The 26,813-nt window shown below is 52.0% G+C and carries 5 protein-coding genes; all 5 read right to left on the minus strand.

The window, feature by feature from the left end:
• Positions 1-70: 70 nt before the first annotated feature.
• The 5 genes from R2083_RS12620 to R2083_RS12640 all read right to left on the minus strand — a co-directional run bounded on the left by R2083_RS12620 (position 71) and on the right by R2083_RS12640 (position 26,792).
• Positions 71-6,244 carry an Ig-like domain-containing protein gene (locus tag R2083_RS12620; protein WP_317538664.1) on the minus strand — a complete coding sequence of 2,058 codons (6,174 nt, stop codon included), beginning with the start codon at positions 6,242-6,244 and terminating at the stop codon, positions 71-73.
• Between the two features lie 243 nt (positions 6,245-6,487).
• Positions 6,488-23,224: a beta strand repeat-containing protein gene (locus R2083_RS12625; RefSeq protein WP_317538665.1), complete on the minus strand. Its 16,737-nt coding sequence runs from the start codon at positions 23,222-23,224 to the stop codon at positions 6,488-6,490.
• A 128-nt stretch (positions 23,225-23,352) separates the two neighbouring features.
• Complete coding sequence (locus tag R2083_RS12630) at positions 23,353-23,922, minus strand: DUF4347 domain-containing protein (protein ID WP_317531598.1); 570 nt, start codon at positions 23,920-23,922, stop codon at positions 23,353-23,355.
• Between the two features lie 530 nt (positions 23,923-24,452).
• Positions 24,453-25,133 (minus strand): response regulator transcription factor, encoded by a 681-nt coding sequence (locus tag R2083_RS12635; protein WP_317531599.1) that lies wholly within the window; start codon positions 25,131-25,133, stop codon positions 24,453-24,455.
• A 138-nt stretch (positions 25,134-25,271) separates the two neighbouring features.
• Positions 25,272-26,792, minus strand: a complete 1,521-nt coding sequence (locus R2083_RS12640; RefSeq protein WP_317531600.1) for a sensor histidine kinase — start codon at positions 26,790-26,792, stop codon at positions 25,272-25,274.
• Positions 26,793-26,813: the final 21 nt, after the last annotated feature.

Raw genomic sequence — 26,813 nt, forward strand, 5'->3', positions numbered from 1 at the left:
AGGAGCCGGTAAGCGATACTATCAGCATGCAAGGAAAACGATTCGTCGCTTCGAATACATTCCAGAAACGTTAAAACCATTCCTGCTGCATCAAAACGCTTCCGATTAAATAAGTCGATGCTTCATTACTATCAGCCACTTCATAGGCAAGCTGTTCTCTGCTTATCTGATGATTCTCCAGCCGCAATAACTGATCTGTTAATTCTTTTTCCGTTGCCAAGCGCCCTAATGTTTGCTCATAAATTTTTTGTATGTAATTTTCATTCGGAATATTTTTCAGCTCCGAATGCTCCTGAAACCACTTTAAAATTCCTTCGAAATTTGCGGATTCATTGAGCACTTCCACATTACCCAGCACCTCAATGCCAAGCTCCCATTCATCCGCTGTTACGTCACGATTAAAGAAACTGTGCACAAGGTGTGCAAGCGTCGCTTGTGCTTGATTTTGGGCAATTACAATCGTTTCTCCACTATCGAAAGCTACCGCCTCGGCATTGACAATGCTTTGCATCGCACCATCGCTCAATCGGGTTAATTGCAGACGATGGTCTACAAATTCATAATGGAAATCTGTGCGACTGCCAGGCATCTTTAAAATATCGCACCCTTTACCGCCGTCCGCATATACAGTCAGACCCAGAGGCAAATAACCAACTTCATTTGCTTCTGTGCCAACAAGCGATTGGTGCGTAACTTCCCAGTGGACAAGATTGGGATCGGTTGGTAAATCGCGCAGCAATTCCTCATCGCTCATATCCCTAACATTGGCTGCTTCGGGCAAACTGCGAAAAACTCGCAGGATTTCATCGGTTGAAGCGGCGGTCCAATTCTGCACCGCAACACCTTCTGCTACCGTTAAATCACGTCCCAGCCAAGTCTTTACAAGATGATGCGCAATTGCTTCCGTCGATGAATAAGGGATTGCTAATGCCGGTCCCGAAGTAAATTTGATCAGTTGAATATCGGTAAAAATATCGGTTTCACTGCTTGCCTTATTGGCAAGCTTGAGCGAGTTTCCGGTAAATTCCAGTTCATAGTCGGACAACTTCCCTTCTTGTTCTGCAATATTAAAGCCGGCACCGCCATTTATGCGGTCATTGCCAGTTCCCCCGCTCAGTAAGTCGTTCCCATCGCCGCCGAAAACAATATCGTAGCCAGCATCGCCAAAAACCTGATCGTTGCCGGTTAAGCTTCCAACGGTATCGTCACCTCCTCCGCCATGCAAAATATCGTCATCCGCGCCGAGTACAATATATTGGACGGCATTATCGCCAATGGCGAAATTTTCTCCGGCACCGCCCATCGCATGAACTGAGCCGATAAAACTCACAAAGGCTATATTATCCAATTGGATGACCGTAGCCACTGGCAGCTTGCTGGTATCAACAATCAATGCCTGCCGGACGGTATCGGATTGTCCCGTGCCGCTGATTAATATAGGTTTTGTGAGCGCAGTATCGCCATTTACTACTGGCGTTAGCAGTTGAACAACTACCGGCGATACCGCAGCCTGAGAAGAAAGGAAGGTTTCCACGCCACTTTTTAAAACCCCCTTGAGGGTCTCATCGGATGCTACTTTATCAATCAATTGATTCAGACTATTCTTTGCATCGTTCCCACTCAATGGATCCGATCGGCCTTCTGCATTCAAGCCTGCTCCGACCGGCAAACTGACATTCAACAAGCCTTGACCCGCCGCATTCTTTATAAGAGGAATATCGGCATAGTCCCTAAACAAACTTTGCGAATCGTCCTTGCGGTCAATGGCAACCACAGGAATCGTGGTAATCACGCTGCCATCGGCTTGAGAAAGCGTATTAACAGTTACTCCATCCACATTTGTGACGGTAGGAAGTGGTGGTTCTGAAATTTCTTTCGTATTTATTGTAAAGTTTTCAGAATTTACGCTCCCGCTGTTGCTGTTGCCGGCCACGTCCGTAACACTAGCGGATGCCAGCGTGATAACGTTGGTGTCATCTTCAAGATCGGCAACCGGCGTGAACGCCGCTGTCCAGGTAACGCCGCCGTCAGTGCTCGATATCGGACTTAATGTACCGTTGGTAATCGTCAGATCGCTGTTATCGAAACCGATGACTTTTTCGCTGAACGTGATCGTCATCAGGCTGCTTTCACCCGCTTTCAGCGCAGTATCCGCCAACACGATGGTCGCCGTCGGCAGTTTGGTGTCGATGGCGTAGTTGTTGGAATTTACGCTCCCGCTGTTGCTATTGCCGGCCGCATTCGTAACGCTTGCATCCTTCAGCGTGATCACGTTGGTGGCATCCTCGGTGCCGGTTGACGGCGTGAACTCCGCCGTCCAGGTGATGCCGCCGTCCGCGCTCGATACCGTGCTCAGCGTGCCGTTGGCTATCGTCAAATCGCTATTGGTAAAACCGCTCACCGCTTCGCTGAACGTAATCGTCACCAGGCTGGTTTCGCCCACTTTCAGCGCAGTATCGGCGACTACAATCGTGGCCGTCGGCAGTTTGGTGTCGATGGCGTAGTTGTTGGAATTTACGCTCCCGCTGTTGCCGTTGCCGGCCGCGTCCGTAACGCTGGCGTCCGCCAGCGTTATGACGTTGCTGGCATCCTCGATTCCGGTTGACGGCGTCAACGACGCTGTCCAGGTGACGCCGCCGTCCGCGCTCGATACCGTGCTCAGCGTGCCGTTGGCAATCGTCAAATCGCTATTGGTAAAACCGCTCACCGCTTCGCTGAACGTAATCGTCACCAGGCTGGTTTCACCTGCTTTCAGCGCAGTATCGGCGACTGCAATCGTGGCCGTCGGCAGTTTGGTATCGATGATGTAGTTGTTGGAATTTACGCTCCCGCTGTTGCTGTTGCCAGCCGCATCCGTAACGCTAGCGGATACCAGCGTGATGACGTTGGTAGCATCTTCGGTAGCGGTTGACGGCGTCAACGTCGCTGTCCAAATAATGCCGTCCGCACTCGATACCGTGCTCAGCGTGCCGTTGGCTATCGTCAAACCGCTATTAGTAAAACCGCTCACCGCTTCGCTGAACGTGATCGTCACCAGACTGATTTCTCCCGCTTTCAGCGCAGTATCGGCCAACACGATGGTCGCCGTCGGCAGTTTGGTGTCGATGGCGTAGTTGTTGGAATTTACGCTCCCGCTGTTGCTATTGCCGGCCGCATTCGTAACGCTTGCATCCTTCAGCGTGATCACGTTGGTGGTATCCTCGGTGCCGGTTGACGGCGTGAACTCCGCCGTCCAGGTGACGCCGCCGTCCGCGCTCGATACCGCCGTCAGCGTGCCGTTGGCAATCATCAGATCGCTATTGGTAAAACCGCTCACCGCTCCGCTGAATGTGATGGTCACCAGACTGGTTTCACCCGCTTTCAGTGCAGACTTAGCCACCTCGATGGCGGCGGTTGGCCGTTTGGTGTCGATGGCGTAGTTGTTCGAATCGGTGGCGCCGCTGTTGCTGTTGCCGGCCGCGTCCATCACGCTGGCGGACGCCAGCGTGATGACGTTGCTGGCATCCTCGATGCCGGTTGACGGCGTGAACGACGCCGTCCAGGTGACGCCGCCGTCCGTGCTCGATACCGTGCTCAGCGTGCCGTTGGCAATCGTCAAATCGCTATTGGTAAAGCCGCTCACCACTTCGCTGAACGTAATCGTCACCAAGCTGGTTTCGCCCGCTTTTAGCGCGTCGTCCGCTACCGTGATGGTCGCGGTTGGCGCGGTGGTGTCGATAGTGATTACTTGCTGAGTTGAGCAAACATTACCAGCAGCATCGGTTGCTTTTATGATTAAATCGTATTCGCCATCGCCCAGCTCAACTATTCCATTGTCAACGAAATCAAATGTGAACGTGCCTGATTGACCTGTAACTTCATTTGCGGAGCCAATAAATATCTCGTCACTTCCATCATCAAGAAACACTTCCACCGTCGATTCCGCTTCGGCGGTTATCGTCAATACCGGCGTGTTGTCGCTGGTTACATAATCAATGCCGCTTATTCCCGTGTCGTCGCTCAAGCTGACAATAGAGGTGGCCGGATTTGGATTTGTCGCATCTATGGCGATGACACACGCAGCCGATTCGCTGACATTACCGGCCGCATCGGTGACTTTGGCAGTGAAACTGTAGGAGCCATCTCCCAGTGCTGCCGAGGTAAACGTGAACGAACCCGGCTGACCTTCAACTTCGGTTGCGGTACCCACCAACACCTTGTCCCGGAATACTTGCACAGTCGCTCCCGCTTCCGCAGTGATTGTCAGCGTTGGCGTTGTATCTTTGGTTAGGTTGTCGCTGGTATTCGCGCCTGTGTCGTCGCTAAAGCTATCAATCTTTGTGGCGGGAGTTGGCTTTGTCGCATCGACCGTTACGGTTAATTCCGCCGCAGTCGAAATTAGACCGTTCGCGCCTGCTTCCGTCAACGTCGCGGAAAGATTGTGCGCGCCATCGCTCAACGCGGTGGCAAAGGTATAGTCGACGTAACCGTCCTCAATATGATCGGCTGTCAGTATTATGGTTGTGACTTCCGTTGCGCCGTCGTAGATGGTCAGTGTGTCGCCCGCTTTAGCCAGTTCTCCCGAATTTGGCAAGGAAACTTTGATCGTTGGATTCGTTTCCTTAGTCAGATCATCGGTTATCGAAGTACCGGTGTCGCTGGTAGACAGCAAATCGATGGTTGGGGTGCCGATCGGCGTGCCTTGAACCGTCACCGTGAAGCTGACAGGGTCGGATTCGATGCTGATGTCGCCATCCAGCGGATCGGTGTATGTGTCCTTAACCACGAAGCTGAATTGGCGGTCGCCTTGCGTCGGCGTGTCGGATGTATTGTTATAGCGCAACGCATCGAGCAGCGCTTCGCCTTCCGAAAGCGTCAGGTTACCGCCACCGTCCTTGGTGAACGTCAGGGTGCTGGTTCCGCCATTGACTGCTGCTTGCACCAGATAGGTTACGCCAGCCAGCGTGACCGGACCGATCGCTGTGCTATCGGCGAAATCCAGCGCGATCGAATCGCCTGCCGTGGCGCCGTCGATGCGCAATTGCTCGGCCGCGCCGTCCTTAATCGCTGAAGTGCCGAAGGATAGTTTGATGTACTGCAGTTCCGCGCCAATATCCGCATCTGTAACCGATATATCAAAACCCAGCGGCACGTCATTGCCGCCATCGTCTACACCCGCCGTTTCGGTGTAAGTACCCACTGTATTAGCCAGCGTAATGACCGGCTTGTCGTTGGCCTGATAGATATTAATCGTTGCCTCGCTCGGCAACAGGGTGGTATAACCCTCAGCGTCCGTCAAACTGAACGTTACAATTCTATTTTCAACATCCGGATTGTCCGTAACATTGTTGAAATATATTTCATTTAACACTCCTTCCATGATGGTATTGGATACTTGACTCGCATACCCCGCAGCAGGGGTAACCGTGACGACTATTTGCGCCGTTCCGTCCACCAGGGATCCGATGGTGTGAATCTGATAGGAGAGTTCTACGCCTGAAACGGTCATTGTTCCGTTAGCTGCCGTTCCGCCTGCTGTATAAGCAGCTCCGCTTAACAGATATAACTGATCGCCGTCTTTCGCATTGGTCAGCGTTGCTGTCAGCGATGCAATGCTGTCGCCATCCAGATTTTCAACTTTGAAACCGGCACGGGTCAGGGGGATATCTCCTTGACCGTCGATCGCCAGAGAAACAACATTCGAACCGATGCGGCCTTCTTCGACAAAACGCAAGTCATCCAGACCATATCCGGGCGCGTCCTTATCAATATCGACGTTTGGAACGAAACCCAATGAATTGGTTTGCGTTAAAGTAACTTCATAGGATTTACTGGCTGTGGTGCCAACGATGAAGCCGCTGGATAGCTGCCAGTTTTCAAACGTTTGCGCTGTCGAACCGCCGAGCGTGCTGACCTCGAGGGCCGCTGCCCCAGTCGCCGTTAATTCAATTCTGATCTCAGTTTCAGAAACAATCGTAACACTGCCGCTGTTAACCCAGGTGCCAGCACCGGTTTTTATTACACTATTGTTGAGCTTGATCTGTAGCTTCGTAATATCGAGGTAACTGCTTGCAGTTGCCCCGGGATTGAATCCAGCACCCCCAATTATTAGCGTATGGGAATTAAGATCAAATCCTAATGAGGAAAATGAGGGTTGTTGAACCAGAACTTGCTGGAATCCGGCAAGTGTATCGGCAGTAAACGGTGGAGCTGGAGAAAATCCCAATGGAATGCAAGAGGAATTTGGAAAATATTTAGTATTCATAGCGAAACTCCATTTAAAGAACTTTCCTCTGCTTCACAATTCGCAGAAAGAAATTGGGAAATATTTATCAGGTAATATCGAATAAGCGCAACTCACTAAAATTTAATAAAAAAAAGACTGACAGATCGCATTTGTAAATCCATCCCCCATCACAGATAACCTCCCATTTCCAGTTGGTTATCTGTGACGATTAATGATGCGTTAGCTGTCAGTCCTCAAGTGCTACTTAGTGGTCAACCTTGCTTATCCTTGTATCACTATGTGCGTATTGAGAAGCTGATCGACGCCAACGAGTGAAGTGATTTCCACTGCACTTCCCGCACCCGAGCCGTCCGCATCGTAACTTAATACATGCGTAGAGCTGTTATAAACAAACTGCGCTTTGGCGGTTGTTGCATGGCCGTCAACATTAGATGCTAAGCCATCGGATCCCAGCGTGTACCACTTGCCAGCGGATGATCCACTTACCAAGCCTGTCACATCGCCCGTCAATTCGGACAATTTGAACGTCAACACATCGCCGTTGATCAAGCCGGTGCTGGAAGCGCCTTTCAGTATGGTCGAATTGCCTTTGAAATCCAAAATGGTATCCAGACCGTTGCCATCCAGACCTGCCCAATTAACGGCTTTATCCATATAGCGGAATTGATCGTAGCCACCATTGCCCACAGTGGTTTTACCGCCGCCGGTCAGCACATCCGCGCCGCTGCCGCCCGTCAGAATATCGTTACCGCTGCCACCCTGAATATCGTCGTTACCCGCTCCACCGGACAGCACATCGTTACCATCCTGGCCGAACAGCAAGTCCTCCAGACTGCCGCCCGTAACTGTGTCATTGCCGGAAAGCGCGTAATAGATGTTGTTGGTCGAGTCACCCAAGGTAACCAGATCAATGCCGTTGCTGGTGGATGAGGATGCCGTGCCGTTGCGATAAGTATATTCTTCGCTAATGGTATCGCCATTCAACGATGCTACTAGCGTGAAATTGTACGTCGCACCGGCGATAAGTGCAGTGTTACCCACTGACAGCGTCTTGGCGCTATTGTCGACCTTGAACAGACCGTCGGCGCCGCTGAGCGAGTAATTGTACTGGCTGCCCTCGCCGGTATCGGCATCGGCCACGCTCAGATCGGCAATCACTGCGCGTACGTTCTGCACCGCATTGCCATAGGTCGGAGTTTTGCCGGCAAGGCGAACATTCGTTGGATCATCATTGACGGAAACCACATTGACCGCGACTGTCTGAGATTCGCTGTATCCTCCCTTACCATCTGCTACTACGTAACTAAAGCTGGCTTCTCCATGAAAGTTGACGCTTGGCGTAAATACCACATCGCCATTGCCATCGAGCGAAACCGTACCGCCCGTGACACTGGTAACCGAATCGATATACAAGGTATCGATGACGCCAGCCAAATAGTTATTATCCACATCGCTATCGTTACTGAGCAAATCGGCTTTCGAGAATGTCACAGGAGTATCTTCCTCGGCAGCCAGGGTGTCGGCAGAAGCAACAGGCGCATCGTTGACGTTATCGACGGCGAAAGTCAATGTCCCTTCGGCCGAATTATCGTAATCATCCAGCACGGTGTATGCAATCGTTACATCGCCGAAGAAATCGGCTTCCGCTGCAATCGTCCAGGAATCGCCAACTTTTGTCACCTCCAACTCGTTTCCAGTATCGGTTGTTGCAGTGACGGCACCGACATGAATTGAACCGAAATCGGTGCTCCATCCTTGCAGCAGATCCGCTGCGGTTACGGTGTAATTCTGATCCTCTGTTCCATCATCGAGATCTGCCTGGTCACCTGTCAGTTCAGGTTTATCGAACTTGCCAAGGATAGAGATCTTGACGGTTCCGAAAGCACCTGCTGTACCGGGATCATCCGGAAGAATTTGCGGATTGATCGTGAAAATAGCTTGCATCTCAGAGCCTGGCGCCACTGGAACCAAATTCTGAATTACTTCACGATCATTTTTGACCGCATAAGTCCAGTTACCCTGCTCATCGATGCTGAAGACCGATAACATATCGCCATTGTCATCGTAACTCACATCCCATTGCGGCTCGATCAGTGTCGATTGCACCGATGTCAACCCAATCGTACCCGTTTTCACCAGCACATCCGTCAAGTCATAGCCTTCGCCAATGCTCTCATTGAATACCGTATACGTCGCTTGAACATCGGTATCCTCGGTTACCGAACCTTCCGATATCGTTTCAAAGACACCTTGGTCGTCCGCGCTGGTAACGTCAATTTGTATCCATTGCTCGGCTTCGCCATCCTTGGATTTGACGCTGAAGACTTCGAATGGATTATTTTCCGATGACAACTGTTGCGTGACGATACGGTCATTGTCGATGAAATAATTCCATTCCCCGTTATCGGTATTGAAAATCAGATTACCGTACAAACCGGTAACCGTCGCAAACGATCCACTAAGGGTCACGACACCGACCGTAAGGTCGTCATAGTTTCCGGTAACGGTATTGAGGTACTCGATCGAGTAACCATTGGCATCGGCAACTTCACCGTTATAGGTGAAATACTCGGTACTGAAAGAATTCCAGCCTGGTTGCACATTTTGAAGCGTCAGCACGCCGCTGGCGGTGAAATAGCCAGGATCATCGCCATGCGCAACCAACTCATAGTTGTTGTTACGGTCGGCAATCTTCTGACCGTCATATCCACCTTTCTCGTAAACCTCGCCGGTCAAATCGCCATCGATAACCGTATCGAGCAGCGTATCGATTTCGAAATTGTCCGACGAAGCTTCAGAATTACCATTACCGGCCGCGTCGAAAACACTTCCAGCGGCCAGCGTGATGGCGTTGCTGTTGTCTTCGGTACCGGCATCCGGCGTAAACGTCGCCGTATAGCTGAAAGTGCCATCGTTATTGTCTACCGCGCTCGAGAGATTATCGATTGTGCCATTTTCATAGTTCAGATCGGACAAATCGAAACCGCTCACCGCTTCACTGAATGTAATTGTCACGTTGGCTATGTCGCCAGTTCTCAAGACGGTATCGTCAAGAGTAATGGTGGCCGTTGGCAACAGCGTATCGATCGCGTAGTTGTTCGAATCGCTGCTGCCGCTGTTTAAGTTACCGGCCGCATCCGCAACGCTCGCATCCGCCAGCGTAATCAGGTTGCTGGTATCTTCCACGTCGACATCCGGTGTGAATGTCGCTGTCCAGGTGACGCCGCCGTCTTCGCTTGATACTGCGGTTAGCGTGCCGTTGGCAATCGTCAGGTCGCTGTTATCGAAGTTGCTTACCGCTTCGCTGAACGTGATGGTCACCAAGCTGCTTTCGCCTGCTTTCAGCGCGTCATCAGCCACGGTAATCGACGTTACAACTGGAATCAGCGTATCGATCGCGTAGTTGTTCGAATCGGTGGCGCCGCTGTTGTTGTTGCCGGCCGCATCCGCAACGCTCGCATCCGCCAGCGTGATCAGGTTGCTGGCATCTTCCACGTCGACATCCGGTGTGAATGTCGCTGTCCAGGTGACGCCGCCGTCCTCGCTTGATACTGCGGTTAGCGTGCCGTTGGCAATCGTCAGGTCGCTGTTATCGAAGTTGCTTACCGCTTCGCTGAACGTGATGGTCACCAAGCTGCTTTCGCCTGCTTTCAGCGCGTCATCAGCCACGGTAATCGACGTTACAACTGGAATCAGCGTATCGATCGCGTAGTTGTTCGAATCGGTGGCGCCGCTGTTGTTGTTGCCGGCCGCATCCGCAACGCTCGCATCCGCCAGCGTGATCAGGTTGCTGGCATCTTCCACGTCGACATCCGGTGTGAATGTCGCTGTCCAGGTGACGCCGCCGTCCTCGCTTGATACTGCGGTTAGCGTGCCGTTGGCAATCGTCAGGTCGCTGTTATCGAAGTTGCTTACCGCTTCGCTGAACGTGATGGTCACCAAGCTGCTTTCGCCCGCTTTCAGCGCATCGTCTGCTACTGCAATGGTGGCTGTTGGCAGTTTGGTGTCAATCGCGTAGTTGTTCGAATCGCTGCTGCCGCTGTTTAAGTTACCGGCCGCATCCGCAACGCTCGCATCCGCCAGCGTAATCAGGTTGCTGGTATCTTCCACGTCGACATCCGGTGTGAATGTCGCTGTCCAGGTGACGCCGCCGTCTTCGCTTGATACTGCGGTTAGCGTGCCGTTGGCAATCGTCAGGTCGCTGTTATCGAAGTTGCTTACCGCTTGACTAAACGTGATGGTCACCAAGCTGCTTTCGCCTGCTTTCAGCGCGTCATCAGCCACGGTAATCGACGTTACAACTGGAATCAGCGTATCGATCGCGTAGTTGTTCGAATCGGTAGCGCCGCTGTTGTTGTTGCCGGCCGCATCCGCAACGCTCGCATCCGCCAGCGTGATCAGGTTGCTGGTATCTTCCACGTCGACATCCGGTGTGAATGTCGCTGTCCAGGTGACGCCGCCGTCCTCGCTTGATACTGCGGTTAGCGTGCCGTTGGCAATCGTCAGGTCGCTGTTATCGAAGTTGCTTACCGCTTCGCTGAACGTGATGGTCACCAAGCTGCTTTCGCCTGCTTTCAGCGCGTCATCAGCCACGGTAATCGACGTTACAACTGGAATCAGCGTATCGATCGCGTAGTTGTTCGAATCGGTGGCGCCGCTGTTGTTGTTGCCGGCCGCATCCGCAACGCTCGCATCCGCCAGCGTGATCAGGTTGCTGGTATCTTCCACGTCGACATCCGGTGTGAACGTCGCTGTCCAGGTAACGCCGCCGTCTTCGCTTGATACTGCGGTTAGCGTGCCGTTGGCAATCGCCAGGTCGCTGTTATCGAAGTTGCTTACCGCTTCGCTGAACGTGATGGTCACCAAGCTGCTTTCGCCTGCTTTCAGCGCGTCATCAGCCACGGTAATCGACGTTACAACTGGAATCAGCGTATCGATCGCGTAGTTGTTCGAATCGGTGGCGCCGCTGTTGTTGTTGCCGGCCGCATCCGCAACGCTCGCATCCGCCAGCGTGATCAGGTTGCTGGCATCTTCCACGTCGACATCCGGTGTGAATGTCGCTGTCCAGGTGACGCCGCCGTCCTCGCTTGATACTGCGGTTAGCGTGCCGTTGGCAATCGTCAGGTCGCTGTTATCGAAGTTGCTTACCGCTTCGCTGAACGTGATGGTCACCAAGCTGCTTTCGCCCGCTTTCAGCGCATCGTCTGCTACTGCAATGGTGGCTGTTGGCAGTTTGGTGTCAATCGCGTAGTTGTTCGAATCGCTGCTGCCGCTGTTTAAGTTACCGGCCGCATCCGCAACGCTCGCATCCGCCAGCGTAATCAGGTTGCTGGTATCTTCCACGTCGACATCCGGTGTGAATGTCGCTGTCCAGGTGACGCCGCCGTCTTCGCTTGATACTGCGGTTAGCGTGCCGTTGGCAATCGTCAGGTCGCTGTTATCGAAGTTGCTTACCGCTTGACTAAACGTGATGGTCACCAAGCTGCTTTCGCCTGCTTTCAGCGCGTCATCAGCCACGGTAATCGACGTTACAACTGGAATCAGCGTATCGATCGCGTAGTTGTTCGAATCGGTAGCGCCGCTGTTGTTGTTGCCGGCCGCATCCGCAACGCTCGCATCCGCCAGCGTGATCAGGTTGCTGGTATCTTCCACGTCGACATCCGGTGTGAATGTCGCTGTCCAGGTGACGCCGCCGTCCTCGCTTGATACTGCGGTTAGCGTGCCGTTGGCAATCGTCAGGTCGCTGTTATCGAAGTTGCTTACCGCTTCGCTGAACGTGATGGTCACCAAGCTGCTTTCGCCTGCTTTCAGCGCGTCATCAGCCACGGTAATCGACGTTACAACTGGAATCAGCGTATCGATCGCGTAGTTGTTCGAATCGGTGGCGCCGCTGTTGTTGTTGCCGGCCGCATCCGCAACGCTCGCATCCGCCAGCGTGATCAGGTTGCTGGTATCTTCCACGTCGACATCCGGTGTGAACGTCGCTGTCCAGGTAACGCCGCCGTCTTCGCTTGATACTGCGGTTAGCGTGCCGTTGGCAATCGCCAGGTCGCTGTTATCGAAGTTGCTTACCGCTTCGCTGAACGTGATGGTCACCAAGCTGCTTTCGCCTGCTTTCAGCGCGTCATCAGCCACGGTAATCGACGTTACAACTGGAATCAGCGTATCGATCGCGTAGTTGTTCGAATCGGTGGCGCCGCTGTTGTTGTTGCCGGCCGCATCCGCAACGCTCGCATCCGCCAGCGTGATCAGGTTGCTGGCATCTTCCACGTCGACATCCGGTGTGAATGTCGCTGTCCAGGTGACGCCGCCGTCCTCGCTTGATACTGCGGTTAGCGTGCCGTTGGCAATCGTCAGGTCGCTGTTATCGAAGTTGCTTACCGCTTCGCTGAACGTGATGGTCACCAAGCTGCTTTCGCCTGCTTTCAGCGCGTCATCAGCCACGGTAATCGACGTTACAACTGGAATCAGCGTATCGATCGCGTAGTTGTTCGAATCGGTGGCGCCGCTGTTGTTGTTGCCGGCCGCATCCGCAACGCTCGCATCCGCCAGCGTGATCAGGTTGCTGGCATCTTCCACGTCGACATCCGGTGTGAATGTCGCTGTCCAGGTGACGCCGCCGTCCTCGCTTGATACTGCGGTTAGCGTGCCGTTGGCAATCGTCAGGTCGCTGTTATCGAAGTTGCTTACCGCTTCGCTGAACGTGATGGTCACCAAGCTGCTTTCGCCCGCTTTCAGCGCATCGTCTGCTACTGCAATGGTGGCTGTTGGCAGTTTGGTGTCAATCGCGTAGTTGTTCGAATCGCTGCTGCCGCTGTTTAAGTTACCGGCCGCATCCGCAACGCTCGCATCCGCCAGCGTAATCAGGTTGCTGGTATCTTCCACGTCGACATCCGGTGTGAATGTCGCTGTCCAGGTGACGCCGCCGTCTTCGCTTGATACTGCGGTTAGCGTGCCGTTGGCAATCGTCAGGTCGCTGTTATCGAAGTTGCTTACCGCTTGACTAAACGTGATGGTCACCAAGCTGCTTTCGCCTGCTTTCAGCGCGTCATCAGCCACGGTAATCGACGTTACAACTGGAATCAGCGTATCGATCGCGTAGTTGTTCGAATCGGTAGCGCCGCTGTTGTTGTTGCCGGCCGCATCCGCAACGCTTGCATCCGCCAGCGTGATCAGGTTGCTGGTATCTTCCACGTCGACATCCGGTGTGAACGTCGCTGTCCAGGTAACGCCGCCGTCCTCGCTTGATACTGCGGTTAGCGTGCCGTTGGCAATCGCCAGGTCGCTGTTATCGAAGTTGCTTACCGCTTCGCTGAACGTGATGGTCACCAAGCTGCTTTCGCCTGCTTTCAGCGCGTCATCAGCCACGGTAATCGACGTTACAACTGGAATCAGCGTATCGATCGCGTAGTTGTTCGAATCGGTGGCGCCGCTGTTGTTGTTGCCGGCCGCATCCGCAACGCTCGCATCCGCCAGCGTGATCAGGTTGCTGGCATCTTCCACGTCGACATCCGGTGTGAATGTCGCTGTCCAGGTGACGCCGCCGTCCTCGCTTGATACTGCGGTTAGCGTGCCGTTGGCAATCGTCAGGTCGCTGTTATCGAAGTTGCTTACCGCTTCGCTGAACGTGATGGTCACCAAGCTGCTTTCGCCCGCTTTCAGCGCATCGTCTGCTACTGCAATGGTGGCTGTTGGCAGTTTGGTGTCAATCGCGTAGTTGTTCGAATCGCTGCTGCCGCTGTTTAAGTTACCGGCCGCATCCGCAACGCTCGCATCCGCCAGCGTAATCAGGTTGCTGGTATCTTCCACGTCGACATCCGGTGTGAATGTCGCTGTCCAGGTGACGCCGCCGTCTTCGCTTGATACTGCGGTTAGCGTGCCGTTGGCAATCGTCAGGTCGCTGTTATCGAAGTTGCTTACCGCTTGACTAAACGTGATGGTCACCAAGCTGCTTTCGCCTGCTTTCAGCGCGTCATCAGCCACGGTAATCGACGTTACAACTGGAATCAGCGTATCGATCGCGTAGTTGTTCGAATCGGTAGCGCCGCTGTTGTTGTTGCCGGCCGCATCCGCAACGCTTGCATCCGCCAGCGTGATCAGGTTGCTGGCATCTTCCACGTCGACATCCGGTGTAAACGTCGCTGTCCAGGTAACGCCGCCGTCCTCGCTTGATACTGCGGTTAGCGTGCCGTTGGCAATCGCCAGGTCGCTGTTATCGAAGTTGCTTACCGCTTCGCTGAACGTGATGGTCACCAAGCTGCTTTCGCCCGCTTTCAGCGCATCGTCTGCTACTGCAATGGTGGCTGTTGGCAGTTTGGTGTCAATCGCGTAGTTGTTCGAATCGCTGCTGCCGCTGTTTAAGTTACCGGCCGCATCCGCAACGCTCGCATCCGCCAGCGTAATCAGGTTGCTGGTATCTTCCACGTCGACATCCGGTGTGAATGTCGCTGTCCAGGTGACGCCGCCGTCTTCGCTTGATACTGCGGTTAGCGTGCCGTTGGCAATCGTCAGGTCGCTGTTATCGAAGTTGCTTACCGCTTGACTAAACGTGATGGTCACCAAGCTGCTTTCGCCTGCTTTCAGCGCGTCATCAGCCACGGTAATCGACGTTACAACTGGAATCAGCGTATCGATCGCGTAGTTGTTCGAATCGGTAGCGCCGCTGTTGTTGTTGCCGGCCGCATCCGCAACGCTTGCATCCGCCAGCGTGATCAGGTTGCTGGCATCTTCCACGTCGACATCCGGTGTAAACGTCGCTGTCCAGGTAACGCCGCCGTCCTCGCTTGATACTGCGGTTAGCGTGCCGTTGGCAATCGCCAGGTCGCTGTTATCGAAGTTGCTTACCGCTTCGCTGAACGTGATGGTCACCAAGCTGCTTTCGCCTGCTTTCAGCGCGTCATCAGCCACGGTAATCGACGTTACAACTGGAATCAGCGTATCGATCGCGTAGTTGTTCGAATCGGTGGCGCCGCTGTTGTTGTTGCCGGCCGCATCCGCAACGCTCGCATCCGCCAGCGTGATCAGGTTGCTGGTATCTTCCACGTCGACATCCGGTGTGAACGTCGCTGTCCAGGTAACGCCGCCGTCTTCGCTTGATACTGCGGTTAGCGTGCCGTTGGCAATCGCCAGGTCGCTGTTATCGAAGTTGCTTACCGCTTCGCTGAACGTGATGGTCACCAAGCTGCTTTCGCCCGCTTTCAGCGCATCGTCTGCTACTGCAATGGTGGCTGTTGGCAGTTTGGTGTCAATCGCGTAGTTGTTCGAATCGCTGCTGCCGCTGTTTAAGTTACCGGCCGCATCCGCAACGCTCGCATCCGCCAGCGTAATCAGGTTGCTGGTATCTTCCACGTCGACATCCGGTGTGAATGTCGCTGTCCAGGTGACGCCGCCGTCCTCGCTTGATACTGCGGTTAGCGTGCCGTTGGCAATCGTCAGGTCGCTGTTATCGAAGTTGCTTACCGCTTCGCTGAACGTGATGGTCACCAAGCTGCTTTCGCCTGCTTTCAGCGCGTCATCAGCCACGGTAATCGACGTTACAACTGGAATCAGCGTATCGATCGCGTAGTTGTTCGAATCGGTGGCGCCGCTGTTGTTGTTGCCGGCCGCATCCGCAACGCTCGCATCCGCCAGCGTGATCAGGTTGCTGGCATCTTCCACGTCGACATCCGGTGTGAATGTCGCTGTCCAGGTGACGCCGCCGTCCTCGCTTGATACTGCGGTTAGCGTGCCGTTGGCAATCGTCAGGTCGCTGTTATCGAAGTTGCTTACCGCTTCGCTGAACGTGATGGTCACCAAGCTGCTTTCGCCCGCTTTCAGCGCATCGTCTGCTACTGCAATGGTGGCTGTTGGCAGTTTGGTGTCAATCGCGTAGTTGTTCGAATCGCTGCTGCCGCTGTTTAAGTTACCGGCCGCATCCGCAACGCTCGCATCCGCCAGCGTAATCAGGTTGCTGGTATCTTCCACGTCGACATCCGGTGTGAATGTCGCTGTCCAGGTGACGCCGCCGTCTTCGCTTGATACTGCGGTTAGCGTGCCGTTGGCAATCGTCAGGTCGCTGTTATCGAAGTTGCTTACCGCTTGACTAAACGTGATGGTCACCAAGCTGCTTTCGCCTGCTTTCAGCGCGTCATCAGCCACGGTAATCGACGTTACAACTGGAATCAGCGTATCGATCGCGTAGTTGTTCGAATCGGTAGCGCCGCTGTTGTTGTTGCCGGCCGCATCCGCAACGCTTGCATCCGCCAGCGTGATCAGGTTGCTGGTATCTTCCACGTCGACATCCGGTGTGAACGTCGCTGTCCAGGTAACGCCGCCGTCCTCGCTTGATACTGCGGTTAGCGTGCCGTTGGCAATCGTCAGGTCGCTGTTATCGAAGTTGCTTACCGCTTCGCTGAACGTGATGGTCACCAAGCTGCTTTCGCCTGCTTTCAGCGCGTCATCAGCCACGGTAATCGACGTTACAACTGGAATCAGCGTATCGATCGCGTAGTTGTTCGAATCGGTGGCGCCGCTGTTGTTGTTGCCGGCCGCATCCGCAACGCTCGCATCCGCCAGCGTGATCAGGTTGCTGGCATCTTCCACGTCGACATCCGGTGTGAATGTCGCTGTCCAGGTGACGCCGCCGTCCTCGCTTGATACTGCGGTTAGCGTGCCGTTGGCAATCGTCAGGTCGCTGTTATCGAAGTTGCTTACCGCTTCGCTGAACGTGATGGTCACCAAGCTGCTTTCGCCCGCTTTCAGCGCATCGTCTGCTACTGCAATGGTGGCTGTTGGCAGTTTGGTGTCAATCGCGTAGTTGTTCGAATCGCTGCTGCCGCTGTTTAAGTTACCGGCCGCATCCGCAACGCTCGCATCCGCCAGCGTAATCAGGTTGCTGGTATCTTCCACGTCGACATCCGGTGTGAATGTCGCTGTCCAGGTGACGCCGCCGTCTTCGCTTGATACTGCGGTTAGCGTGCCGTTGGCAATCGTCAGGTCGCTGTTATCGAAGTTGCTTACCGCTTGACTAAACGTGATGGTCACCAAGCTGCTTTCGCCTGCTTTCAGCGCGTCATCAGCCACGGTAATCGACGTTACAACTGGAATCAGCGTATCGATCGCGTAGTTGTTCGAATCGGTAGCGCCGCTGTTGTTGTTGCCGGCCGCATCCGCAACGCTTGCATCCGCCAGCGTGATCAGGTTGCTGGCATCTTCCACGTCGACATCCGGTGTAAACGTCGCTGTCCAGGTAACGCCGCCGTCCTCGCTTGATACTGCGGTTAGCGTGCCGTTGGCAATCGCCAGGTCGCTGTTATCGAAGTTGCTTACCGCTTCGCTGAACGTGATGGTCACCAAGCTGCTTTCGCCCGCTTTCAGCGCATCGTCTGCTACTGCAATGGTGGCTGTTGGCAGTTTGGTGTCAATCGCGTAGTTGTTCGAATCGCTGCTGCCGCTGTTTAAGTTACCGGCCGCATCCGCAACGCTCGCATCCGCCAGCGTAATCAGGTTGCTGGTATCTTCCACGTCGACATCCGGTGTGAATGTCGCTGTCCAGGTGACGCCGCCGTCTTCGCTTGATACTGCGGTTAGCGTGCCGTTGGCAATCGTCAGGTCGCTGTTATCGAAGTTGCTTACCGCTTGACTAAACGTGATGGTCACCAAGCTGCTTTCGCCTGCTTTCAGCGCGTCATCAGCCACGGTAATCGACGTTACAACTGGAATCAGCGTATCGATCGCGTAGTTGTTCGAATCGGTAGCGCCGCTGTTGTTGTTGCCGGCCGCATCCGCAACGCTTGCATCCGCCAGCGTGATCAGGTTGCTGGCATCTTCCACGTCGACATCCGGTGTAAACGTCGCTGTCCAGGTAACGCCGCCGTCCTCGCTTGATACTGCGGTTAGCGTGCCGTTGGCAATCGCCAGGTCGCTGTTATCGAAGTTGCTTACCGCTTCGCTGAACGTGATGGTCACCAAGCTGCTTTCGCCCGCTTTCAGCGCATCGTCTGCTACTGCAATGGTGGCTGTTGGCAGTTTGGTGTCAATCGCGTAGTTGTTCGAATCGCTGCTGCCGCTGTTTAAGTTACCGGCCGCATCCGCAACGCTCGCATCCGCCAGCGTAATCAGGTTGCTGGTATCTTCCACGTCGACATCCGGTGTGAATGTCGCTGTCCAGGTGACGCCGCCGTCTTCGCTTGATACTGCGGTTAGCGTGCCGTTGGCAATCGTCAGGTCGCTGTTATCGAAGTTGCTTACCGCTTCGCTGAACGTGATGGTCACCAAGCTGCTTTCGCCCGCTTTCAGCGCATCGTCTGCTACTGCAATGGTGGCTGTTGGCAGTTTGGTGTCAATCGCGTAGTTGTTCGAATCGCTGCTGCCGCTGTTTAAGTTACCGGCCGCATCCGCAACGCTCGCATCCGCCAGCGTAATCAGGTTGCTGGTATCTTCCACGTCGACATCCGGTGTGAATGTCGCTGTCCAGGTGACGCCGCCGTCTTCGCTTGATACTGCGGTTAGCGTGCCGTTGGCAATCGTCAGGTCGCTGTTATCGAAGTTGCTTACCGCTTGACTAAACGTGATGGTCACCAAGCTGCTTTCGCCTGCTTTCAGCGCGTCATCAGCCACGGTAATCGACGTTACAACTGGAATCAGCGTATCGATCGCGTAGTTGTTCGAATCGGTAGCGCCGCTGTTGTTGTTGCCGGCCGCATCCGCAACGCTTGCATCCGCCAGCGTGATCAGGTTGCTGGCATCTTCCACGTCGACATCCGGTGTAAACGTCGCTGTCCAGGTAACGCCGCCGTCCTCGCTTGATACTGCGGTTAGCGTGCCGTTGGCAATCGCCAGGTCGCTGTTATCGAAGTTGCTTACCGCTTCGCTGAACGTGATGGTCACCAAGCTGCTTTCGCCCGCTTTCAGCGCATCGTCTGCTACTGCAATGGTGGCTGTTGGCAGTTTGGTGTCAATCGCGTAGTTGTTCGAATCGCTGCTGCCGCTGTTTAAGTTACCGGCCGCATCCGCAACGCTCGCATCCGCCAGCGTAATCAGGTTGCTGGTATCTTCCACGTCGACATCCGGTGTGAATGTCGCTGTCCAGGTGACGCCGCCGTCTTCGCTTGATACTGCGGTTAGCGTGCCGTTGGCAATCGTCAGGTCGCTGTTATCGAAGTTGCTTACCGCTTCGCTGAACGTGATGGTCACCAAGCTGCTTTCGCCTGCTTTCAGCGCGTCATCAGCCACGGTAATCGACGTTACAACTGGAATCAGCGTATCGATCGCGTAGTTGTTCGAATCGGTGGCGCCGCTGTTGTTGTTGCCGGCCGCATCCGCAACGCTCGCATCCGCCAGCGTGATCAGGTTGCTGGCATCTTCCACGTCGACATCCGGTGTGAATGTCGCTGTCCAGGTGACGCCGCCGTCCTCGCTTGATACTGCGGTTAGCGTGCCGTTGGCAATCGTCAGGTCGCTGTTATCGAAGTTGCTTACCGCTTCGCTGAACGTGATGGTCACCAAGCTGCTTTCGCCCGCTTTCAGCGCATCGTCTGCTACTGCAATGGTGGCTGTTGGCAGTTTGGTGTCAATCGCGTAGTTGTTCGAATCGCTGCTGCCGCTGTTTAAGTTACCGGCCGCATCCGCAACGCTCGCATCCGCCAGCGTAATCAGGTTGCTGGTATCTTCCACGTCGACATCCGGTGTGAATGTCGCTGTCCAGGTGACGCCGCCGTCTTCGCTTGATACTGCGGTTAGCGTGCCGTTGGCAATCGTCAGGTCGCTGTTATCGAAGTTGCTTACCGCTTGACTAAACGTGATGGTCACCAAGCTGCTTTCGCCTGCTTTCAGCGCGTCATCAGCCACGGTAATCGACGTTACAACTGGAATCAGCGTATCGATCGCGTAGTTGTTCGAATCGGTAGCGCCGCTGTTGTTGTTGCCGGCCGCATCCGCAACGCTTGCATCCGCCAGCGTGATCAGGTTGCTGGTATCTTCCACGTCGACATCCGGTGTGAACGTCGCTGTCCAGGTAACGCCGCCGTCCTCGCTTGATACTGCGGTTAGCGTGCCGTTGGCAATCGCCAGGTCGCTGTTATCGAAGTTGCTTACCGCTTCGCTGAACGTGATGGTCACCAAGCTGCTTTCGCCCGCTTTCAGCGCATCGTCTGCTACTGCAATGGTGGCTGTTGGCAGTTTGGTGTCAATCGCGTAGTTGTTCGAATCGCTGCTGCCGCTGTTTAAGTTACCGGCCGCATCCGCAACGCTCGCATCCGCCAGCGTAATCAGGTTGCTGGTATCTTCCACGTCGACATCCGGTGTGAATGTCGCTGTCCAGGTGACGCCGCCGTCTTCGCTTGATACTGCGGTTAGCGTGCCGTTGGCAATCGTCAGGTCGCTGTTATCGAAGTTGCTTACCGCTTGACTAAACGTGATGGTCACCAAGCTGCTTTCGCCTGCTTTCAGCGCGTCATCAGCCACGGTAATCGACGTTACAACTGGAATCAGCGTATCGATCGCGTAGTTGTTCGAATCGGTGGCGCCGCTGTTGTTGTTGCCGGCCGCATCCGCAACGCTCGCATCCGCCAGCGTGATCAGGTTGCTGGCATCTTCCACGTCGACATCCGGTGTGAATGTCGCTGTCCAGGTAACGCCGCCGTCCTCGCTTGATACTGCGGTTAGCGTGCCGTTGGCAATCGCCAGGTCGCTGTTATCGAAGTTGCTTACCGCTTCGCTGAACGTGATGGTCACCAAGCTGCTTTCGCCCGCTTTCAGCGCATCGTCTGCTACTGCAATGGTGGCTGTTGGCAGTTTGGTGTCAATCGCGTAGTTGTTCGAATCACTGCTGCCGCTGTTTAAGTTACCGGCCGCATCCGCAACGCTCGCATCCGCTAGCGTAATCAGGTTGCTGGTATCTTCCACGTCGACATCCGGTGTGAATGTCGCTGTCCAGGTGACGCCGCCGTCTTCGCTTGATACTGCGGTTAGCGTGCCGTTGGCAATCGTCAGGTCGCTGTTATCGAAGTTGCTTACCGCTTGACTAAACGTGATGGTCACCAAGCTGCTTTCGCCTGCTTTCAGCGCGTCATCAGCCACGGTAATCGACGTTACAACTGGAATCAGCGTATCGATCGTCACGGTTAATTCCGCCGCACCCGAGGTTAAACCGTTCGCGCCCGCTTCCGTCACAGTGGCGGAGAATTCGTGCGTGCCATCTTCCAAAAAGGGTGATGCGTAGTCGACATAGCCAGCCGCGATATGACCGGGTGTGAGTGTTATGGTATCGGCAAAGACTATCGTACCATTGCCGTCTTTGTCCTCGATGGTCAGTGTGTCGCCCGCTTCCGCCAATTCTCCCGAATTTGGCAAGGAAACTCTGATCGTTGGATTCGTTTCCTTAGTCAGATTATCGGTTGCAGAAGTACCGGTGTCGCTGGTAGGCAATAAATCGATAGTTGGCGTGCCGATCGGCGTGCCTTGAACTGTTACCGTGAAGCTGACAGGGTCGGATTCGATGCTGATGTCGCCATCCAGCGGATCGGTGTATGTATCCTTCATCACGAAACTGAATTGGCGATCTCCTTGCGTCGGCGTGTCGGATGTATTGTTATAGCGCAACGCATCGAGCAGCGCTTCGCCTTCCGAAAGCGTCAGGTTACCGCCACCGTCCTTGGTGAACGTCAGGGTGCTGGTTCCGCCATTGACTGCTGCTTGCACCAGATAGGTTACGCCAGCCAGCGTGACCGGACCGATCGAATCCAGCGCGATCGAATCGCCTGCCGTGGCGCCGTCGATGCGCAATTGCTCGGCCGCGCCGTCCTTAATCGCTGAAGTGCCGAAGGATAGTTTGATGTACTGCAGTTCCGCGCCAATATCCGCATCTGTAACCGATATATCAAAACCCAGCGGCACGTCATTGCCGCCATCGTCTACACCCGCCGTTTCGGTGTAAGTACCCGCTGTATTAGCCAGCGTAATGACCGGCTTGTCGTTGGCCTGATAGATATTAATCGTTGCCTCGCTCGGCAACAGGGTGGTATAGCCCTCAACGTCCGTCAAACTGAACGTTACAATTCTATTTTCAACATCCGGATTGTCGGTAACATTGTTGAAATATATTTCATTCAACACCCCTTCCATGATGGTATTGGATACTTGGCTCTCATAACCCGCAGCAGGGGTAACCGTGAGGACAATTTGCGCCGTTCCGTCCACCAGGGATCCGGTGGTATCAATCTGATAGGAGAGTTCTACGCCTGAAACGGTTATTGTTCCGTTAGCAGGTGTTCCACCCGCCGTGTAATTATCTCCGCTAAGCAGATACAACTGATCGCCGTCTTTTGCATTGGTCAGCGTTACTGTCAGCGATGCAAGGTTGTCACTATCCAGATTTTCAACTTTGAAGCCACCACGTGTCAGGGGAATACCTCCTTGACCGTCGATCGCCAAATATTCAACATTCGAACCGATATGGCCTTCTTCGACAAAACGCAAGTCATCCAGGCCATACCCGGGCGCGTTCTTATCAATATCGACATTTGGAACGAATTGCAATGAATTGGTTTGCGTTAAAGTTGATTCATAGGATTTACTGGCTGTGGTGCCGACGATAAAGCCGCTGGATAGCTGCCAGTTTTCAAACGTTGACCCTGTCGAACCGCCGAGCGTGCTGACCTCGAGGGCCGCTGCCCCGATCGCCGTTAATTCAATTCTGATTTCAGTATCAGAAACAATCGTAACACTGCCGCTGTTAACCCAGGTGGTAGCTCCGGTTTTTGTTGTACTATTGTTGAGCTTGATCTGTAACTTCGTAATATCGAGGTAACTGCTTGCAGTAGCTTCGGTGTCGAATCCCGTACCTGTGATTATCAACGTATTAAGATTAGGGTCGTATGCCAAAGCGGTGAACGTAGGCGTAGGCGGAATCAGAACTTGCTGGAATTGTTCCAATGCCGCATTGGCAAATGGAACCAATGCGTATACTTGCGCTTGATTTAGGCTGCCATCGATTTTGTGTCTGTTTCCTTTGTTTAACATTTTTTAATCCCTTTAACGATTGAATAATTTTTTCTAAATAATGACTTTAGCGTATGAATCTTGCCGGTCCGCGTTCACGGCAACCGCACTTATCCTGCGTGCTCTAACCAACGTTTCTTTTTTCATGTTTAATTCTTTATTGCATTGATGCTATAGCGCGGATATGCAACCACATCGAGTTGCCAACCTCCCCCGCATTTCGAATGACCAACCAAATTGCTCGATGCATAAACATTCGCTCCCGTGCAATCCGCCACGTGCTGCATAAAAATCTTGCCTTTGCTTCCTTTTCCGGTATTGCACGACCAAAAACAGATATTCCATTGATGTGAAAGAGTTGTATTTTTTTGCCACGATGAAATTTTTCCCGGCTGCATTTGCGCAATTTCTGAAATACCGCCGGTTAAATATGACCAATTGGCAATGTCGACTTTTACATCCCCCAAAGTGATCGAACCCGGCATGCCATGGCCGAGCAAGTGAAGCACCGATAGCTCGTAGTTACTGAATGCCTTCTTTAATAACTCTTGCGCGCCGCCATCCTTTTCAATCATCCAGCAGTCAATCCCCAGCTTGAGACCCGCAATGAGCACATCCACATCTTTCACGCTCGCATCGGCAATTAATAATTTTCTTGTTTTTTTTATTGGCGATCTGTTCGCAAATGATTGAGAAGATACCAACTTGAGATTGCCCATAGATTTATTCGCTTAAATTCAGGTAAAAACCACCATTTGACCAAAGACAAGGAATCGTTGTTGAACCACGGACGCAAAACACGCGACAGTTTTTTTGTTAACTTTAATCAATACAGATCAGAAAGTTAATGAGCATAAATACTCATTTTCATGAGTATTGATACTCTTTTTTATGGTTCTATGAATTACTTTATCCCCTGAAATGAAGTTTCGAAGATGAATTGATATGAGGTAATCGCGTTCGCTACATATGGCGCGATGGATTTGTTGCTTTTGAGGTAAATGCACAGGAACTTCGGACCGGGAATGCCAGGTCGTGGAGAATGTATGCGGAAGTAGCGCTAAAGCTCGATACACTACAAGATGCTGCCGCAAAAGGTTTTAGCCCCGGCGAAGACGATTGAACCGATTTTCAACTTATGACAGCAAAACGCTATCCATCTTACCGGCAAGTTTGCCGGTAAGATGGGGAGACGTAATCTTTATCCTTTTGCCGGGCTGGGCACGGGCACTGATTGAGAGGCCTGTTATTAATTTAGAGTTTTTGACAATTTGGCACGTATGGCAAAACCAACCAAACTATTGGGACCGCTGAGATTAAGTTTCCGGGAAATATTATTCCGGTGATTTTCTATGGTTCTTCTGCTTAAAAACAAGGTTCTCGCAATTTCTTCCGACGTATAACCTCGAGCTATCAAATCGAAAATGTAGGCTTCTTTTTTTGTAAGAACATCTAATTTTTCATTAAAAACCACCTGATCCTGATTGGCTCGAATCGATTCATACATTTGCAATTTTCTTAATTCCTTCAATTTTTCCAATCGCGCATGAATGCTGTTGAATAGCTCCTCTTTTGAAAACGGTTTGCAGATATAGTCATCCGCCCCCAGGTTCATACCCACCCGAATATCGGCATGAGTTGCTTTTGCCGTCAGAAATATAAAGGCTGTCGATAGCACGCTCACTTTTGAATTAAAAGCGGAATGAGGTATCTCTTTCATTCTGCGCAACACTTCATAACCATCCATGTCCGGCAACATAATGTCGCAGAGAACGACATCCGGTATTTTTTGAAGCAAAAGCTTTAAACCTTCTACGCCGGTCTTGGCAGGTATTGCTTCATATCCAAAATGTTCAATCAATTCACAGATTCCCTCACGCAATTCATCTTCATCTTCAATGACAAGAATCAGAAATTTAATAGAATTCATAGTTGTGTTTTTATTAAAGTAATGTTGCGTTTTGAACTAGCGACTTTGAATTCCATGCTGCCTAATTCTTAGTCGCTCCAATGTTATTATCGAGATATACTCAGTTACGTATAATGCTCTGAATTCAATAACTCAACTTTAGTTAAGAGGCAATTTAATAGTGACCGTGGTGCCTTCATCTAATTTACTGTCAATGCTTATATCACCACCATGAAGTTGTATTAACCTTTTTGCTATTAACAACCCCAAGCCAGATCCTTGCAAATTTTTTGCATTGCGTGCCCTAAAAAAGGATTGAAACAAAAACTTTTTGTCGCCATCTGGGATTCCTATCCCATAATCTTTTATGGTTAGAAAATAAGCGGAATCATGATACGTGACGCCCAGCTCAGGTTCTTGCCTGCCTTGCGAGTATTTAAAAGCATTCGAAATGATATTTTCCAGAACATTTGTAAAAATCATTTCATCAAGACATACAGTGTTATCAGGCGCAATAAAAAAATATTTTAATTTTCTCTTATCATCATACGTAAGATTAAAATTATTTATAAATTGATTGAGAAATTTTTTTAAGGACACTTCTTTCTTGATCAGATCAATTTTATTTTCATCGATTCTGCCCAGCTCCAAAATGTTTTCCAGGAGTTTCACCATGCGCAAAGTTTCTTTTGCCATGATCGTTTTATATTTCTGAAAAACATCATGAAATTTCGTGTAATTATCCTTTTGCAATTTTAAATCGAGCACGTCCAAAGCCGTTCGCATGGTAGCCAGAGGAGTGCGAAACTGATGAGAAACCAGATTAATAAATTGCGTTTTAAATAGATTCAACTGCCGTTCTAATTGCAAGCTATTCTTAAGTTGTTCCTCTGCTTCTTTTATCGGCGTAATATCATGATTAACAGATATAAAATGATCCAGATTTCCATCCTTGTCATGAATTGCCGTGAAATCGACATAGAGATGAATTGCGGTGTTATTTTTTTTGACGAATTCAATTTCACCGACAAAAACTCCACTCTTACTCAACGAGTCATGAATTGACTTAAAAGACCTTCTCGAAATATTCTTGGCGTGCAAAAAATCGATCAACGACAGTTGTTCGGCTTCAGGTAATGAATAGTCCAGTTTTGCGCGGAAGCTATTATTCGTCCAGACTATCTTGCCTTGTTGATCGGCAATCAGCACCAGGCTACTGGTTTTCTCCGCTACAATCGCCATACGTTGTAATGCTATTTCTTTTTTTCTGTAAAAATCTATTTCTCTGCATATGCAGATAAATCCATCATCATCTAGCTTTGTTAGTGATAATTCTTTTAAAACTGGTGTTCCATCTTTTTTTGTTCCATGTGTATAACCCTTCCAACTTCTATCTCTGAATAAAATTGGAAGGATTTCTTGCTCAATTCTGCTAATCTCAGGCTCTTGATATAAAACGCGCCATGAGTTCCCTATCAATTCTTCTTGATCTTGATATCCTAAAATTCTTACATATGAATTATTTAGATAAGTAAATTTGGCTTCACTATCCAGTAGTGCAATGCCATCCATGGCTTGTTCGATTGCCTCAAAAAAAATCCCAGAATTAATCTGAACAATGCTTAGCGATTTTTTATCAATTTCTGCTTGGTATGGAATTTTGGCATTGATTATATTCATAACATGAGAATCTATTTTAAT

Origin of the sequence: Nitrosomonas sp. Is35, assembly GCF_033063295.1 — a bacterium.
Classification (GTDB): domain Bacteria; phylum Pseudomonadota; class Gammaproteobacteria; order Burkholderiales; family Nitrosomonadaceae; genus Nitrosomonas.

Bases quoted from the DNA above. Each gene is read 5' to 3' on its own strand.
- R2083_RS12620 (WP_317538664.1), bottom strand. From the start codon at position 6,244: ATGAATACTAAATATTTTCCAAATTCCTCTTGCATTCCATTGGGATTT.
- R2083_RS12625 (WP_317538665.1), bottom strand. From the start codon at position 23,224: ATGTTAAACAAAGGAAACAGACACAAAATCGATGGCAGCCTAAATCAA.
- R2083_RS12630 (WP_317531598.1), bottom strand. From the start codon at position 23,922: ATGGGCAATCTCAAGTTGGTATCTTCTCAATCATTTGCGAACAGATCG.
- R2083_RS12635 (WP_317531599.1), bottom strand. From the start codon at position 25,133: ATGAATTCTATTAAATTTCTGATTCTTGTCATTGAAGATGAAGATGAA.
- R2083_RS12640 (WP_317531600.1), bottom strand. From the start codon at position 26,792: ATGAATATAATCAATGCCAAAATTCCATACCAAGCAGAAATTGATAAA.